Origin of the sequence: Natrinema amylolyticum (assembly GCF_020515625.1) — an archaeon.
In the GTDB taxonomy this organism is placed as follows: Archaea; Halobacteriota; Halobacteria; order Halobacteriales; family Natrialbaceae; genus Natrinema; species Natrinema amylolyticum.
The window spans coordinates 134,413-150,306 of record NZ_JAIWPJ010000006.1; the positions used below are offsets into that span (position 1 = coordinate 134,413).

16 protein-coding genes and 1 pseudogene are annotated in these 15,894 nt (G+C 64.1%); 9 read left to right on the forward strand and 8 right to left on the reverse strand.

Going from position 1 to position 15,894, the window contains the following annotated elements; genetic code table 11:
* Positions 1-103 precede the first annotated feature (103 nt).
* The 7 genes from LDH66_RS21570 (at position 104) to LDH66_RS21600 (ending at position 6,131) form a co-directional block, all read left to right on the forward strand.
* On the forward strand, positions 104-721 hold the full coding sequence (locus LDH66_RS21570) for a DUF192 domain-containing protein (RefSeq protein WP_226483144.1): 618 nt from the start codon (positions 104-106) through the stop codon (positions 719-721).
* 82 nt (positions 722-803) lie between these two features.
* Positions 804-1,100, forward strand: coding sequence for an SUI1 family translation initiation factor (locus tag LDH66_RS21575; RefSeq protein WP_226483145.1), 297 nt, complete (start codon positions 804-806; stop codon positions 1,098-1,100).
* A gap of 157 nt (positions 1,101-1,257) precedes the next feature.
* Complete coding sequence (locus LDH66_RS21580; RefSeq protein ID WP_226483146.1) at positions 1,258-1,779, forward strand: GNAT family N-acetyltransferase; 522 nt, start codon at positions 1,258-1,260, stop codon at positions 1,777-1,779.
* Positions 1,780-1,923: 144 nt separating this feature from the next.
* The gene (locus tag LDH66_RS21585; protein ID WP_226483147.1) at positions 1,924-2,439 is read left to right on the forward strand and encodes a GNAT family N-acetyltransferase; all 516 of its coding nucleotides are present in this window, start codon (positions 1,924-1,926) and stop codon (positions 2,437-2,439) included.
* Between the two features lie 127 nt (positions 2,440-2,566).
* Positions 2,567-3,883 carry an NrfD/PsrC family molybdoenzyme membrane anchor subunit gene (nrfD, locus tag LDH66_RS21590; protein ID WP_226483148.1) on the forward strand — a complete coding sequence of 439 codons (1,317 nt, stop codon included), beginning with the start codon at positions 2,567-2,569 and terminating at the stop codon, positions 3,881-3,883.
* A gap of 275 nt (positions 3,884-4,158) precedes the next feature.
* On the forward strand, positions 4,159-5,385 hold the full coding sequence (locus LDH66_RS21595) for a putative manganese transporter (RefSeq protein WP_226483149.1): 1,227 nt from the start codon (positions 4,159-4,161) through the stop codon (positions 5,383-5,385).
* A gap of 566 nt (positions 5,386-5,951) precedes the next feature.
* Complete coding sequence (locus tag LDH66_RS21600; protein ID WP_226483150.1) at positions 5,952-6,131, forward strand: hypothetical protein; 180 nt, start codon at positions 5,952-5,954, stop codon at positions 6,129-6,131.
* Positions 6,132-6,395: 264 nt separating this feature from the next.
* Here the strand turns inward: LDH66_RS21600 and uvrB are convergent, their stop codons facing one another.
* From uvrB to LDH66_RS21615, 3 genes are all read right to left on the reverse strand, one after another.
* On the reverse strand, positions 6,396-8,450 hold the full coding sequence (uvrB, locus tag LDH66_RS21605; RefSeq protein WP_226483151.1) for an excinuclease ABC subunit UvrB: 2,055 nt from the start codon (positions 8,448-8,450) through the stop codon (positions 6,396-6,398).
* Between the two features lie 180 nt (positions 8,451-8,630).
* Positions 8,631-9,986, reverse strand: coding sequence for a sodium/calcium exchanger protein (locus tag LDH66_RS21610; protein ID WP_226483152.1), 1,356 nt, complete (start codon positions 9,984-9,986; stop codon positions 8,631-8,633).
* A 267-nt stretch (positions 9,987-10,253) separates the two neighbouring features.
* Complete coding sequence (locus LDH66_RS21615) at positions 10,254-10,448, reverse strand: HVO_2922 family protein (protein ID WP_226483153.1); 195 nt, start codon at positions 10,446-10,448, stop codon at positions 10,254-10,256.
* A 301-nt stretch (positions 10,449-10,749) separates the two neighbouring features.
* Between LDH66_RS21615 and LDH66_RS21620 the strand changes: the two genes are divergently transcribed.
* Positions 10,750-11,019, forward strand: a complete 270-nt coding sequence (locus LDH66_RS21620) for a DUF7553 family protein (protein ID WP_226483154.1) — start codon at positions 10,750-10,752, stop codon at positions 11,017-11,019.
* Positions 11,020-11,046: 27 nt separating this feature from the next.
* Here LDH66_RS21620 and LDH66_RS21625 read toward each other — a convergent pair whose 3' ends face one another.
* From LDH66_RS21625 to LDH66_RS21645, 5 genes are all read right to left on the reverse strand, one after another.
* Positions 11,047-11,469, reverse strand: a complete 423-nt coding sequence (locus tag LDH66_RS21625; protein ID WP_226483155.1) for a DUF2267 domain-containing protein — start codon at positions 11,467-11,469, stop codon at positions 11,047-11,049.
* A 69-nt stretch (positions 11,470-11,538) separates the two neighbouring features.
* Positions 11,539-11,937 carry a DUF2267 domain-containing protein gene (locus tag LDH66_RS21630; protein ID WP_226483156.1) on the reverse strand — a complete coding sequence of 133 codons (399 nt, stop codon included), beginning with the start codon at positions 11,935-11,937 and terminating at the stop codon, positions 11,539-11,541.
* Positions 11,938-12,043: 106 nt separating this feature from the next.
* The gene (locus LDH66_RS21635; protein ID WP_226483157.1) at positions 12,044-12,820 is read right to left on the reverse strand and encodes a TrkA C-terminal domain-containing protein; all 777 of its coding nucleotides are present in this window, start codon (positions 12,818-12,820) and stop codon (positions 12,044-12,046) included.
* 116 nt (positions 12,821-12,936) lie between these two features.
* Positions 12,937-14,304: a hypothetical protein gene (locus LDH66_RS21640; protein WP_226483158.1), complete on the reverse strand. Its 1,368-nt coding sequence runs from the start codon at positions 14,302-14,304 to the stop codon at positions 12,937-12,939.
* Between the two features lie 284 nt (positions 14,305-14,588).
* Positions 14,589-15,719, reverse strand: coding sequence for an ORC1-type DNA replication protein (locus tag LDH66_RS21645; RefSeq protein ID WP_226483159.1), 1,131 nt, complete (start codon positions 15,717-15,719; stop codon positions 14,589-14,591).
* A 101-nt stretch (positions 15,720-15,820) separates the two neighbouring features.
* Between LDH66_RS21645 and LDH66_RS21650 the strand changes: the two are divergent.
* Positions 15,821-15,894: pseudogene (locus LDH66_RS21650) on the forward strand (IS6 family transposase); the annotation flags it as partial.

Here is a 15,894-nt window from a genome sequence, read left to right on the forward strand (position 1 = left end):
CGATCGGTGCTCCGGGTACTGCACGGCGAAGTGGTGGGGTCCAACCGACTCATTCACTCGAGCGGACAGAAGTGACTTATTCTGCAGCGTCGCTGATACTGGTATGAACGACGAGGTGACTCGGCGACACCTGCTCGGCGCCGCCGGCGCGGTCGCGGTCGCCGGCTGTCTCGACGCGGACGACTCGGGCGAAGCGAACAGCGAGGGACAGGGCGACCCGACCGACGAAACGACGGGCGACGAGGAGGAGGCGACGAACGAGTCGACCGCGAACGAGACGGACGCCGACGCGGAACCGGTACACGAGGGCTACGAGACGACCGAGGTCCGGGCCGTGACGACGGACGGCGACGAACTCGGGACGGTGACGGCGGCGATCGCCGACACGAGTGATCTCCGGTACGATGGACTCAGTGACACCGACGAACTGCCGTCCGACCGCGGCATGCTGTTCGTCTACGAGTCGGTCGCGGAGCGCACCTTCGTCATGCGAGAGATGGACTTCGGCATCGACATCGTCTACGCCGACGCGGACGGGACGATCACCGACATCCATCACGCGCCGGCACCGGGACCGGACGAAGACGGAAACGAGCAGGAGTACCCCGGTCGGGGACAGTACGTGCTCGAGGTCAACTACGAGTGGACGACCGAACACGGCGTCAGCGAGGGGGACGTCCTCGAGTTCGATCTCGAGGAGCCGATCGAGTCCGGAGAGTGACTGACCGCCGGCGGAACGTCACCTCCCGACCGTTGCGAAAGCAAGGACAGGGCTATCCCTCGTACCGATCCTATGCGACGGTATGTCAAACGACGACGACCTCGACGACCTGCTCGACGAACTTGACAGCCAGGGCGACCTCGAGACCTCCCAACAAGTCCTGTCGGTTCGGACGGAGAGTCGTCGGTACGATAAGCCGGTAACGATCGTCGAGGGGTTCGATCTCGAGTCGGACGAGATCAAATCGATCGCGTCCGACCTCAAGAGTTCGATGGGAACGGGCGGGACCGTCGACGAGGGCCGGATCGAACTACAGGGCGACCACCGGGATCGGGTGCCCGATCTCCTTCGCGACCGGGGGTTCGACGTCCGCGAGTGAACGAGGGATCGACGTTCGCGAGAGCGAGGAGGTGAGGCACCCCGTTGCGGGAACGCTCCGAACGGCTCGCTCGCCCGGCCGCTTGAGTACCGCTCACCGTCGGATTTCGCGACCTCGTGTCGGCGAGTTATTTATGTCTCACGTTCAATGATGAGGTATGAACGTTCGATCCGCGACGGCCGACGACTTCGAGGCGATCACGACCGTCGCTCGCGCCACCTGGCACGACACCTACGACGAACTCGAGAGTGACGTAATCGACCGGACCGTCGACGACTGGTACACCGACGACTCGATGCCGCTCGAGGCCCCCGGAACGATCGTCCTCGTCGCCGAACGAGACGGCGCGGGGCGCGGCTCCGCGAGCGGCCGGACGCAGTCCGGCGACGGCGACCTCGTCGGCTTTACCCATGCGGTCGCCCAAGGCGACACGGCAGATATCCTCCGAATGTACGTCCACCCGGACCATCAGGGCGAGGGGATCGGCTCGGCGCTTCACGAGCGACTGATTTCGGAGATCGAGCCCTACGACGTCGACCGGATCCGATCGATCGACTTCGCGTTCAACAACGCCAGCCGCGCCTTCTACGAGGGGCTGGGCTTCGAGCAGACCGACGAAGGGGACGTTGAGATTGACGGCGAGTACTACCCCGAGGCGGTCTACACGCTCGAGGTATAGTCGCCTCGGAAACCAGTGCACCTGATCGCGTTCGGCCGGAGGCGACCGACCCGAAGCCCCGCCGAGCGTTCGTCTCGGGGCCGACGGACGACACCTAACTGAGACGGTGCAACCACTTTGCCACTCGGTGTCGTAGTTCGGGGTATGGAGATCAGACCGGCCGAGCACGACGACCGCGAACGGATCAGACGCGTCGCCCGCGACACGTGGCACGACACCTACGACGAACTCGACAGCGAGACGATCGATCGGACCATCGACGAGTGGTACGGCGACGAGGCGCTCGAGACGGCGCTGTCGAAGCCGGGGACCGCCTTCCTCGTCGCGGAGAAGGACAGCGCGGAACACGGTTCCGCGCAGTCCGGCGACGGCGAGATCGTCGGCTTCACGCACGGCGTCGTCACCGAGGACGAGGGCGACGTCCTCCGCATGTCCGTCCATCCGGACCATCAGGGCGAGGGGATCGGCACGGCGCTGTACGAACGGCTGCGCGAGGACCTGCGGGACTTCAACATGAAGCGGATGCGCGCGATCGATCTCGCCTCGAACGAGGGCGGCCGAGAGTTCTACGAGGACCACGGGTTCGAACCGACCGACGAGGACGACGTCGAGATCGGCGGCGAGCAGCGACGGGAAGTGGTCTACACGCTCGAGTTGTAAGCCGGCCGCGTCGCTGCACAGTCGGGCCGGAATCGACGCTCGAGCGCGATCGAGCGTCGGACGACTCGACCTTGCAAATTCATAGCGCGGACGCAAGTGAGCGGCCGATGAGTTCCACCGTAGCACGATGGGGACGAAAACGCCGAGCGAGGCCGACATCTTGCGGCCGATCGGATCAGTGTCGAGAACGTACGTCATCATGGTCGCGGTGGCGGGGCTGGCGCTGCTCGCCTTTCTCGTCGGGTGGGCCTATCAGCTCGAGGAGGGGCTGGTCGTCACCGCGTTGGGTGACTGGGGCAGCGGCGGCGGCGTCACGTGGGGGATTTACATCGGCGCGTTCATCTGGTGGGTCGGCATCGCCCACGGAGGAATCATCCTCTCGGCGGCGGTCAGGCTCCTCGGGATGGACCGATACATGCCCGTGGCGCGACTCGCCGAGTTGCTGACCATCGGCGGGCTCTCCGCGGCGGGCTTTTACATTATCGTCCACCTCGGGCGGCCGGACCGGATGGTCACGAGCGTCATCGGCCACTATCACGTCACGGTTCACGCCTCGCCGCTGGTATGGGACGTGACCGTCATCACGGCCTACTTCGTGCTGACGGCGACCTACCTCGCCCTGACGCTGCGCTACGACGTCAGTCGGCTGCGCGATCAGTTACCCGACCGTCTCGGCCCGCTGTACAGCGTCATGACGATCGGCTACACCGAGACGGAAGATCGGATCGTCGAACGAATGGTCTGGTGGATCGCGCTCGCGATCATCATCATGGCACCGCTGTTGCTCCACGGCGGCGTCATTCCGTGGCTGTTCTCCGTGTTGCCGAACTATCCGACCTGGTTCGGCGGCGTCCAGGGGCCGCAGTTTCTCACCATCGCGCTCACCTCCGCGATCAGCGGCGTGATCATCCTCGCCTATTCGTTCCGCTACGCCTACAACTGGGATCACATCTTCACCGACGACATCTTCCGCGGGTTGCTCCTGTGGCTCGGCTTCTTCTGTCTGCTCTTCCTGTGGCTGCAGCTCCAGCAGAACATCACCGGGCTGTTTCAGGCGCCCGTCGACCTGACCATTGCGGCCCGGGCCAGAGCCACCAACCCGATCTACCTCACCTCGATGTCGCTGGTCTTCCTGACGCTGTCGTACATCTTCGCCCAGTCGATCCGACCGACGCTGTTCACCAAGAAGCGGGCCGTCGTCTCCGGCCTCGCCGTCCTCACCGCGACGATCATGGAGAAGGTGCTGTTCGTCGTCGAGGGGTTCCTTCACCCCACGTTCGACATCTACCAGGCGACGCCCGGCCGCTACGTTCCGAGTCTGATCGAAATCCTGTCGATCATCGGAACGATCGGCATGGTGACGCTCCTCTTCCTCACCGTGGCAAAGGTCGTTCCGGTGGTCGAACTCCACGCGATCGAACACCTGCGAGACGATCACGAGTAGCGACGGGACGACCCGCGCTCGAGACCATTTCGGCTCGAGCGCTCCGTCTGAGGACCCGCTCAGTCCGTTTTGCTCGAGACTCCTGGAACCCCCTCCCCTCGAGAGTGGAGGGTCAGGGCTCGGTCTCCCGCTCCCGTCCCCCTTCGAACGACCGCTCCGTCCCGGTCCGCGTCCCGATTGTCGCCACCAGCAGCTATTTACCCCATGCTGCTAAATCTATTTTTAGAGATGTCTAATCTTCGGTTCGGTCCGTCCCAAACCCCGGGTGACGTCCCGTGAACGAACTCCTCACGGTCCTCCTCGAGTCGCTGCGAGACGGCTACGTGCAGGTGAGCGCGTTCGTCGCAGTCACGGTGCTGGCGTTCGGACTCCTCCAGTACTGGACCGACGGCGCGGTTATCGGGGCAATCGAGGGCAACGAACGGCTGCAGGTGTTGTTCGGCGGTCTGCTCGGTCTGACGCCCGGCTGCGGCGGTGCGATCGTCGTGATGCCGCTGTACGTCCGCGGCACGGTCAGCTTCGGGACCGTGGTCGCGACGCTGGGGGCGACCGCGGGCGATTCGGCCTTCGTCATCCTCGCGCTCGCGCCCGAGGCCGCGCTGTACGCCTACGCCATCGCTTTCGCGGCCTCGGTCGCGACCGGCTACCTCGTCGACTCCGTCGGGCTGGGCGTCACTCGGATCGACAACGCCGTCGCACAGCTCTCGCCCGCCGCGACGCCCGACGGCGGCACCGTCGTCAACAGCGGCGTCGGGCCGAATCCGGCCCACGACTACGGCGGACCGGCCCCGACGCACGCACACGAGACCGGGCCGGATCGATCGTCTCGAGTGCTCACCCCGCTCTCGCACCTCGCGCACGGCCTGTGGTGGGTCACCGCCGTCGCGGGACTGATTCTCGGCAGCCTCTACCTGCTCCGGGGCGGGCCCGAAGTCGCACTGGTCGCCGACCTCGGATTCGACGGGCTGTTCACCGTCACCGGCATCGTCGGTGCGGTGCTGTCGCTGTACCTCTATGCGGTCGGCCGCCACTACGTTGGCGAGGGAGAGATCGCCCGCGCTCGAGACTCCTTCGGATCGATCTACGATACGCTCACCCACGCGGCGATGGAGACCAGTTTCGTCACCGTCTGGGTGCTCGTCGCTTTCCTCGCCTACGAGTACTTCGTCCTCTTCAGCGGGGCGAACATCGCGACCCTCGCCGCGGCGGCGGGCGTCCTTGCACCGATCGGCGGCGCGGTCGTCGGGCTGATCCCCGGCTGTGGCCCCCAGATCCTGCTGGCGAGCGTCTACGCCGAGGGCGGACTCCCGTTCTCCGCGCTCTCTGCCAACGCGATCGCCCAGGACGGCGACGCCCTGTTCCCGCTGCTGGCCGTCGACGCCAAGGCCGCAATCGTCGCGACGATTTACAACTTCCTGCCCGCCGTGGTCGTCGGCGTCGCGCTCCACTTCCTGTGGGGTCCCGTCTTCGGGATGGCGGAGTTCGGGTTTGGCGTTCTGTGACCGGCTGCGGGTAGCGACCAGTTAGGGACATGCTCTGTACTACTCCAGACCGAGGGACCAATATACGGTGGCGCGCGCCGACGGCTGGCTGAGCGCTAGCGAAGACAGCCGATGACACTGCTGCGAGGTCTTCGCGAGTATCACGAACGAAGACTTGTCAGAGCTTGCTCTGATAGTGGATGAGTGAGCGAACGGGGAGGAACGACCCGTGAGCGAACGAATCGGTTGGGGAGGGTGTGGAAATCCCGTGTTGTCACGATAGCAGAACACTCACCCCGGCTTCCAGCATTCTCTCTGGCAGTAGTTGGTAATACGGTTTCTTTCTTGAAGATAGAGTGAGGAACTGAAATGTTTGATTCGGCAACTGTAGCTGCGAACGTAGCGCTAACACTTCTACTACTCACTCAAGATATTGACGGAGTCATGCTGAATAGAAGGCGCGAATGTAGCACGAAGTCTGGCTTGATTTGTGAAGGAGGTGATCGGTTAGTACAGGTCTTGGACGATCCGGAGCGATGTTGGATTGCTAAGAAGATTTATAAACAGTCAACATCCCATCTCAATAAATGAGTAGCTCGATCTTGGACGGGACATTGGGACTGAAAATCATGGTCTTCGGACTTCATATATCATTTATTGGCATATTTGTTGAATCCGCTCAAATTGCATTTGGTGGGTTCATAGTAAGTGTAATTGTGCTTTATGTTTCCCTAATTGCTCTGTTCGCACAACTATTAAACGACTGAGTTACCAGAAATAGTTTGAAACAAACGTTGTCATCGTACTAAACTTATCCTCTGTGTTCAGCAGGCTGTTTCTGACAGATGTTGTATGAGTAAATACCTATTCCAGTAACGCCTTCGTCTGTACTTTTCACGGATATTTTTGAATGAAGAAACCGCGCCACTGTCTACCGTTGCTGCGGACTCGAGGCCGAGAATAACCCCGTCAGCCTCAGTTTCCACACGGAAGTCCGACGACTCGACGACCGTGCGCTGACAGATTTCCGCTCAGAATTCCTCGGTCGGCGGCGCGATCCCCTCGTCGCTGCCCTCGAGTTCGAACTCCTCCCGAACTTCGCGAATCCGGTCCCGAATATCGGCCGCGAGTTCGAACTCGAGGTTGCCCGCGGCCTCCTCCATCCGGTCCTCGAGTTCGGCGACGTAGCGGGCGGCCTCCTCTTCGTCGTCGATCGACCGGCCGGAGACCTGAGTGGTCTCGGTCTTGCTGCCCGGCAGGTTCGTCTCGCCGACCTCCTTCTGGATCGTCGTGGGTTCGAAGTCGTGTTTCTCGTTGTACTCCTGTTGGATCTCGCGGCGGCGCTGGGTCTCCTCGATCGCGGACTCCATGGCGTTCGAGGGTTCGTCGGCGTAGAGCACGACCTCCCCGTTGACGTTCCGGGCCGCCCGGCCCATCGTCTGGACGAGCGTCGTTTCGCTCCGGAGGAATCCCTCCTGGTCGGCGTCCAGAATGGCAACCAGCGAGACCTCGGGGATGTCCAGCCCCTCCCGGAGGAGGTTGATCCCCACGAGGACGTCGATCTCTCCCAGTCGGAGCGAGCGGATAATCTCGTGGCGCTCGAGCGTGTCCGTCTCGTCGTGCATGTAGGCCACGTCGACGCCGGCCTCCTCGAGATACTCGGTGAGGTCCTCGGCCATCCGCTTCGTGAGCGTCGTGACGAGCGTGCGTTCGTCGCGCTCGATGCGCTCGTCGATGCGGTCCATCAGGTCGTCGACCTGCCCCGTCGCGTCCGAGACCTCGATCGCCGGGTCGACGAGGTGGGTGGGCCGAACGATCTGTTCGACGATCTGGTCGCTCTCCTCGCGCTCGTAGTCACTCGGCGTGGCGCTGACGTACAGCGTCTGATCCGTCTTCTCCTCGAACTCCTCGAAGGTCAGCGGCCGGTTATCGTATGCCGTGGGGAGTCGGAACCCGTTCTCGACCAGCGAGTCCTTGCGGGATTTGTCGCCGGCGTACTGCCCGCGGACCTGCGGCAGCGTGACGTGGGACTCGTCGACCACGGTCAGGAAGTCGTCGGGGAAGTAGTCGAGCAGCGTGTACGGCGCTTCGCCGGACTCCCGATCCGAGAGGTAGACCGAGTAGTTCTCGATGCCCGAACAGTAGCCCGTCTCCTGCATCATCTCGAGGTCGAAGCTCGTCCGTTCCTCGATGCGCTGGGCGGCGATCATGTCGCCCGTGCGCTCGAAGTACGAGATCCGGGAGTCCAGATCGTCCCGGATCTCGTCCATCGCCTCCTCGAGCGTGGTCTCGGGGATCGAGTAGTGCTCTGCAGGGTGGACGAGGACGGCCTGTTGCTCGCCCTGGGTCGTCCCCTCGAGCGGATCGACCTTGACCATGCGGTCGATCTCGTCGCCCCACAACTCGACGCGGACGGCGTAGCGGCCGTACATCGGATAGATCTCGACGGTGTCGCCCCGCACCCGAAACGTGCCCTGCGTGAAGTCGACGTCGTTGCGCTCGTAGTTCAGGTCGACCAGTTGGGCCAGCAGTTCGTCGCGGCCGATCTCCTCGCCGACCTCGAGTCGCAGCGACATGTCGATGTAGTTGCGCGGGTCACCGAGGCCGTAGATCGCGGAGACCGAGGCGACGACGATGACGTCCTCGCGGGTCAGTAGCGACCGCGTCGCGGAGTGGCGTAAGCGGTCGATCTCGTCGTTGATCGAGGCGTCCTTGTCGATGTAGGTGTCGCTCTGCTCGACGTAGGCCTCGGGCTGGTAGTAGTCGTAGTAGGAGACGAAGTACTCGACGGCGTTGTCCGGGAACAGGTTCCGGAACTCCTCGTAGAGCTGGGCCGCGAGCGTCTTGTTGTGGGCGATGACCAGCGTCGGTTTCTGGATCTCCTCGGCGACCCACGAGACGGTGTTGGTCTTGCCCGACCCGGTCACGCCGAGCAGGGTCTGCTTGTCCATCCCCGACCGGAAGCCGTCGACTAGCTGTTCGATCGCCTCGGGCTGGTCGCCCGCGGGCTCGAAGGGGGCGTCGACTCGAAACGGGCGATCGACGTCCGGACGGTCCGGCTGGAGGGGACCTTGCGCGTCACTCATTATCGGAGTCAGGGGTTCGAGCCACTTTACGCGCTCGCATTACGCGAATGCGAGTGAAACGGACATACCACCGCCGGTGAAATGAGCGTCGGTAGCCGCGCCGCGAGTTCGCACTCGCCAGAGAGCCGCCGGGACGCCGTCGCCGTGCCCGGACGGGACGACGCGACGGTGACCGATTCGTCAGTCCGCGTGCTCCGTCTGAGAGGGGTCGGTCCCGCGACCGATCGCTGCCCGCGTGGTCACCGTGGTACGCGCGAGGAGTTCGCGGACGCTGTCGCGTCGCCGGAGGAACAGGGCGATACCGAGCAGGGCGTACACGGCAGTGTAGCCGTAGAGCACGCTCATACTGAGCTCCGTCACGACCGGCTCGGTGTACGCCCGGATGATGTAGAACTCCGCGAGGACTTGCGTGACGAACAGTCCGAGCAACGCGAGCGCTTCGCGGGTGCTGATCTCGAAGTTCAACAGGATGGCGATCGCGAAGAAGCTCTGGGCCGCGGTGATCCAGATCTCCGCGACCTGCTTCGAATCGAACGGGAGCGTCCCGACGCTCCCGGCGGAGATCGAGTAAACGACCGCGAGCGTCCCGATGAGCAACGTCCACTGATTGAGCTTCGAGGAGATGAGCGCGTTGAATCCCGCGGTCGTCCGCGCTTTGTTCACGAGATAGGCGACGACGATCAACTCGGGGCTCTCCGAGGCCAGCGGAGCGAGCCACTGGATCATGAAGAACTCGGGGACGCCGTATTGGAGGCCCACCTGCTCGAGCCCTTCCGCGAACGGATGCACCGCGGTGAAGATGATCGCCCCCGAAAACGCGAATCCGGAGAGGACGACTGCCACCCGGGGGATCGTGGAATACTGCTGGAAATACGCGGGGACACCGACGTGTTCTTCGGCTTCTTCGACGTCACTCCTGATGATCACGAGCAGGTAGAGCAGATAGAGGCCGACGAGGAAGAGCGTATCGACCATCCCGATACCCCCGCCCAACGGAACGAGAAACGCAAAGGCTGTCGCGACGAGGAGGAACACGATCTCGAGAGAGATCGCGCGGTCCAGCGTGACGACGTCCGCAAGGACTCCCGAGCGGTGTTCGACCGCCGGATCGGACGCCCGCTTCGCGCGGTAGATGCTGAACAGCGCGATTCCCGACCAGCCGAGACCGATGAGGATCCGGTTCGCGCCGGTCATGTTCGCGACCGCGAGGTTGCCCGCCTCACTTGAGCCGGCGCCGGCCTGCCAGGCGTACAGCGCGTCGACGGCGTACTCGGGGGCCACGGCCAGTACTGCCAGCACCGCGATGGCGAACGCCTGCGGGACGTCTTTCTCGGCGGTTTCGGCCGCCCACGCGAGCAGGAACGACGCACCGAGGATCGCAGTTCCGGCGACGACGACGGCGAGACCGGCCGCGATGTTTTCGCTTGGATGGACAGTTCCGTACCCGCCGTACGAAACGAACGTCCCGACCCACGGAACGGTCAAGAGCAGCGTGACGATGACGGCGACGAGCGGATGGCGTAACCGAGTCGACATGAGTTCAGTACGGACCAGGACGGCCCCCCCATATAAGGCACAAGATGTGTCTCTCACGGCCGTTTTCGAAGGTCTCAGGGCATCCAGCAAGTGAAATCCCGAATTTTCCGACATTCGGAGATATGCTCGTTTCACGGGCTACTTCGGCCGAATTCGGCAGTGCTGGGGATAGAACGGTTGGAGCGCAATGCCGGATACGACGGACCGTCTACAGCACGGTCCCGATGCGACGCGGCTTCGAATTCGTTCGTCGACTGCGTGGCCTTCTCAGCCGTCCGTCACGAACTGGACGTCCGCGCCGGCCGCACTCCGTTTGACGCTGTCGATGCCTCGCTTGACCCCCTGTTTGGAGGCGTAGCCTTCGCCGCTATCGGCGATTATATTCCCGTTCGCGGCGACGAGACGCCATCGCCATTCGTCCGCTCTATCCCGAAAGATCTCGAACGTAGCCGTCCTGGCCATTCACTAGCGAGTGACCGTCGGTCGCTATTAATAGTCTGTCATGACGGATCCGCGGGCGGTCTCGAGCCGCGTCCGGTCCGATATCCGGAGCGGAGAAACGCGCTCTACGTCCCACGCGACGGTTTCGACGGATACGGGATCAACAGACGGTCACCCCCGGGACGCGGAGTGTCCAGATGGAACTCCGGCCACGGGCCGTGAAACAAACGGGAGCCGACGCGTTCGACCATCGGTCGGCTCTCGGACGGACGTGGCCACTGCTCGCCCAACCGTTATGGATCGGCTCGTGGTGAATCCGGATATGACGGAGCAACTCCAGCAGGCTCGCGACGACCTCGAGGAGGCAGCGAAATCGGCCGACAGCGACGACGTCCGCGAGGACATCCGGGAGACAACGGACGCGTTCGCCGACTACGTCATGAGCGATACCGCACCGGATCACGCCATCCTCGACGAGCGGCTCAACACGCTCCGACAGGTCCGCGAACGGGCGGACGGCGACACCGAGGACAAGGTCGAATCGGCGATCGAAACGGTCGAAGACTACCGCGAAAACATCGATCAGGCGTAAGCGCGGCGTCGACGACGTCTCCGTCGATCAGTATTCTCCCGGCGTTCGATCGGCCACGTCGACGTCCGCGTCCGTCTCCGCGAGCAGCTCTTCGAAGCCGTAGTGTTCGAACTGGTCGACGACCGCCGCGCGCTCGCTCTCGTCGATCGCCTCGAGGACCGTCCCGAGGACGGTCGTTGCCGCTTCCTCGCCGTGCAGATCGACGGTGTCCATGCGCTGGTCGATACGAGAGACGAACTCCTCCTCGGAGAAGCGCTGGCCCGACTCTCCCTGTGTGAGGTGCTGACTCAGATCCCCCGGCAGCTGTGCGGCGAGATCCTCGGCCTCGTCCTCGCTCAGCCGTTCGCCGAGCGTCTCGAGGACCGCCCGCGTCGCGTCGCTGGCCGCTTCCTCGTCCGCATCGGCGGCGGCGCGGTCGCGCACCGTCTCGAGCAGTGCTTCCTGTTCCATAGTCGTGGCCACGCCGACGCATCACCTCACGATTCGGGCGGCAACTGCCGGGGTCGCGCCGGCGGACCGTTAGCTTCCGGCACCGGGGCCCGACTCCGGAACGATCGCGTCGTAGCCGAACTCCTCAAGGCGCTCCCGGAGTTCCTCGCGTTCGTCCTCGGCGACGTGCTCGAGCAGCGTTCCGACGACCGCCCGTGAGAGCTGTTCGGGGTCGCCGATGTCGGCGCGGTCGGCCCGTTCCTCGACGTTCGAGAGGAACTCGTCGTAGGAGAGCGCCCGGCCCGAAGGTCCCTCGGCCAGCGGGGACCCGATCTCGGCCGGCAGGTCGCCGTCGAGGCGTTGCGAGCGAGTCTCGTCCAGCCGTCGGCCCAGTGCCGACAACACCGCATCAGTCGCGTCTCGCGCGTCGGCCTCGTCGCCGAGGTTCGCCTGTTGCTCGACGGACTGGTAGAAGTCGTGGCGCTCCATACCGACCGTTGGACGGAGCCGTCCCTTGGGATTTGGCCAGCGACTGCCGGCAGCGGAGACAGTGGCTGCACCGATGTCGGTCGGCATCGACGACGGCGTCGCCGAATCACTCGCGAATCGGCGACAGCGGCCGCTTCGGATCGATATCGCGCTCGCGGTCGAGTTGGCGATCGTGGGCCCGCTTGGCCGCCTCGTGGGCCGCGTCGTCGTCTTCGCCGCGGTCGGCCAGCTCACGCAATCGCTCCGCCTGACCGTAGGCGATGACCCGGTCGCCGGCGTGGATCCTGTGCTCGCCCGACGGCGCGCCGATATAGGTGCCGTCCTCGCGCTCGATACCGAGGACCGTCACGCCCTCCGACGAGCGCAACTCGAGGTCACCGAGGCGCTCGCCGGCGAGCCACTCGCCCTCGTCGACGGCGAAGTCGGCCACGCGGTACTCCCGGTCGAGGTTGAGCAGACCGGTGTAGTCGCGTAGCTGGAAGCGCGCGGACCGGGACAGTGTCCGCTCGATCACGGGCGTGAGCAGTTCGTTGAACCACGTACTGCGAGCGAGGAGGAGCAAGAGCAGACAGACGGCCACGAGAATCATCAGCCGCCGGAACCGCGTCACCGGATCCGCGAGCGAGATGACTAACGAGGCGATCGTCGTGACGAGCCCGACGTTTCCGAGCCGCATGAGCATCTTGACGGTCTTCCGGCGGCTCGGGTACGCGGTGATCTCCTCGGCCTCGTCGGTCGTGAACCCGGCCCCCGAGTAGGCCGACAGCGACTGGAACGAGGCGACCTCCTCCGAGAGCCCGGTCATCGTCAGCGCGACGGTACCCGTTCGAACGACGAGCATCGAGAGCGAGATGATGATGATCAGGGAGACGAGCGCGTACATTCGTCTCCGGACGTAGGAACGATAGGTGGTTTGTATCCCGTGCCGGATACTTCAAGCGCCGGTCCGCGAGCGGGAACTTCCCGAGTGGCTGGGGTGCCGGGAACCGCCTCCTACGATCACTCGACGATTTCCTCGAGTCGGTCGCCGAACTCCGCGAAATCGTCGTTGATATCGTCACCGGAACTCTCGCCCGGGAGGATGTCACCGAGTGCGGCACCGAACGAGGCGACCGTCCAGACGACGCTGATGCGAGCGATTGCCACGACGGGGTCCTGCCAGTTGCCGACCCGTCCCCACATCGTCATCAGCGCCGCCGCGGTCAGGAACGAGACGAGCGAAATCCCGACCATTCGGCGCGGAACGAGTCCGAATATCGGACGCGACATCTGGACGTCCTGGGGGCCCGCCCAGTAGACGAGCATCGTTATCATCAGCAGGACGAACCCGGTGTTCACGAGGAAGAAGACGGGAAACTGGCCGATCTGAAACGAGAGGAAATAGTCCGCGACGTCGAAGACGCCGTCCTCGACCAGGAACGGGACCGAGAAGAAGATACTCCCGACGAACGCCTCGGCGATGTCGCGAGTGGTGTACTTCCGGATCCGATCGCCGAACGCGTCGTCGAGCGTCGCGTGTCTCGTTCGCTCTCTGAGCCGCCGCATTTCGCGGCGTTCGTCCTGCCCGCTGGCACCGGACTCGAGGCTCCGAAACTGATCGAGGATCGCTTCGACCAGCGCGCCGTCGGTCAACTGGCCGCTCGATTCCGGGCCGCTCGCGGTCGCAATCGGACGCTGCCCGTCTCCGTCGCCGTCTCGAGGACCGGTCCGGGACTCCTCGGGATCGACTGGGGCGGGCGGCGCGGAACCCTGATCGGAGAGGATGTCACCGAGCGCCGCGCCGAGCGAGCCGACGGTCCAGAGCACGTTGATACGGGCGATGGCTTCCGCCGGGGGCTGCCAGTTGCCGACTCGGCCCCAGACTGTCATCAGGAGCGCCGCCGTGAGAAAGGAGACGACGAGAATCATGATGACGCGGACCGGGATTCGGCCGAATAGCAACTGGGTCTCCGTTCTGTTCCGACCCGTCCACTCGACGAGCGCGTACGTCATCGCGACGACGAACAGCGTGTTCGCGATCAGGAAGATCGGGATCGAAGAGAGCGTAAAGCCGAAGAGATAGTCGGCGATGTCGAAGACGCCGTCCTCGACGAGCAGCGGGGACGTGAAGATCACGCTGCCGACGAACGCCTCGATCGCGTCACTGGCCCGGAGCCGTCGGATCCCCGAGTCGATGAGCCCTCGGTCGTGCGCCTCCGAGAGGAGCCCCTTGAGGTGTCGGACGTCCTCGTGTGTCTCCTCCGATTCGGCTCCGTCCGCGAAGTCAGTCAGACCGGCGAACAGCTCCTCGACGTTCGCGGGAGTGGTCTGGGTCTCGAGTCGATCGGCACTGTCGTCGAGACGGTCGGGCTGCGAATCGGAATCCATTCTGTTCGGAAGAGGCGGTACGGAAGGAGAGCAGTATAGAGTTGCGATCGGGGTCCGCTCCGAGCGCTGGCTGGCGCTCGAGAGAGGGCGTTACGGGACGACGAGAAACCGGGTCAACTGGCCACAGACGATGACGAAACCGGCGAGCATCGCGATCGCAGCGTAGCCGAGGATTCAGTCCGCGGTCGATCGACTCGCTGTCAGCAGTTACGGAGCGGGGCGGAACAGCCATCGGCAGCGGCCCGTCGAGCCTCGAGAACGGACGTCGGAGACGCACGAAAACGTCACTCGAGGCGTTCTAACACCGCGTCTTTCTCGTAGGACAGCGTGAGCGACCGCGAGCGACCGCGACCGTCGACGTCCGCGTAGTCGGCGTCGATCAGTCCGAGCTGGTCGAGTTTGTTGACGATTTCGGAGTAGCGCGTATAGCCGAGGTCGGTCCGGTCGGTGAAGACCTCGTAGACCTCGCCGGCCTGCTCGCCGTCGTGTTCGGCAATGACCTCGAGCAGTGCCCGTTCGGTATCGGTCAGCCCGGAAAGCGACCGCGAGAGGTTGATGTACTTGGACGTCTCGTAGGCGTCCTCGACGTCCTGGCGCTCGACGGTGCGGCTGGCACGCATCTCCGCGTTCAGCCCCGCTCGGCGCAACAGGTCGATCCCGACGCGCAGATCGCCGCTCTCGGCGGTGAGTTTGGCGACGTACTCCAAGGTATCGCGGTCGATGACGCCCTCGTGAAAGCCGCGTTTCACGCGCTCCTCGAGGATGTCGACGATCTCGGGCTGGTCGTAGACCGGGAAGTAGACGTCCTCCGGGCGGAAGACGCTCTGGACCCGGGAGTCGAGTTCGTCGATGACGTCGAGTGCGGGGTCCGAAGAGACCACGACGACGCCGATCTTCGCGCCGGGATACTCCTCGTGAGCCCGCAGGAGCGAGTAGAGCGTGTCCGAGGCCTCGTTCTCGTAGAAGAGGTAGTTGATGTCGTCCAGGGCGACGACCAGAACCTTGTCCTCCTCGACGAGCTTCTCGGCGATCTGGCCGAACAGCTTTTTAAAGGAGATGCCCGACGAGGGCGGCTCGTAGTCGAAGGTTCCCTCGAAGAGCCGAGAGAACACCGAGTAGCGGGTGGCGTTGACCTGACAGTTGACCCGGATCGTCCGGACCTCGCTCGTCTGGGCACCCACCTCGTCGAACAGCTTCTGGATCGCCGTCGTCTTCCCGGTTCCGGGCGGTCCCCGAACCACGACGTTCAGCGGCCGCGACCCCCGCACCGCCGGGCGCAGCGCGTACGTCAGGCTCTGAGTCTGGCCCTCGCGGTGCTTGAACGTTTCGGGGACGTAGTCGATTTCGAAGACGTGCTCGTCTCTGAACACGGATTCGTCCCACGACAACATCCCCTCCTCGGGGTCGTCTCCCATCACTTTCACCCTGCTTCCGCAGCGTCTTAACGCTTCGGTGGCACGTTCCGGCGCTGTTTCGTTAAGCGTGAAAAGTGAGGCGGCACGATTTTGTGGTGTCCATGCCAAAAATCCGCCGCCTCAGTGGGTGTAGCGACTGGATCGATTTGAGTTTTGTGGAGCGAGAGCGGACACC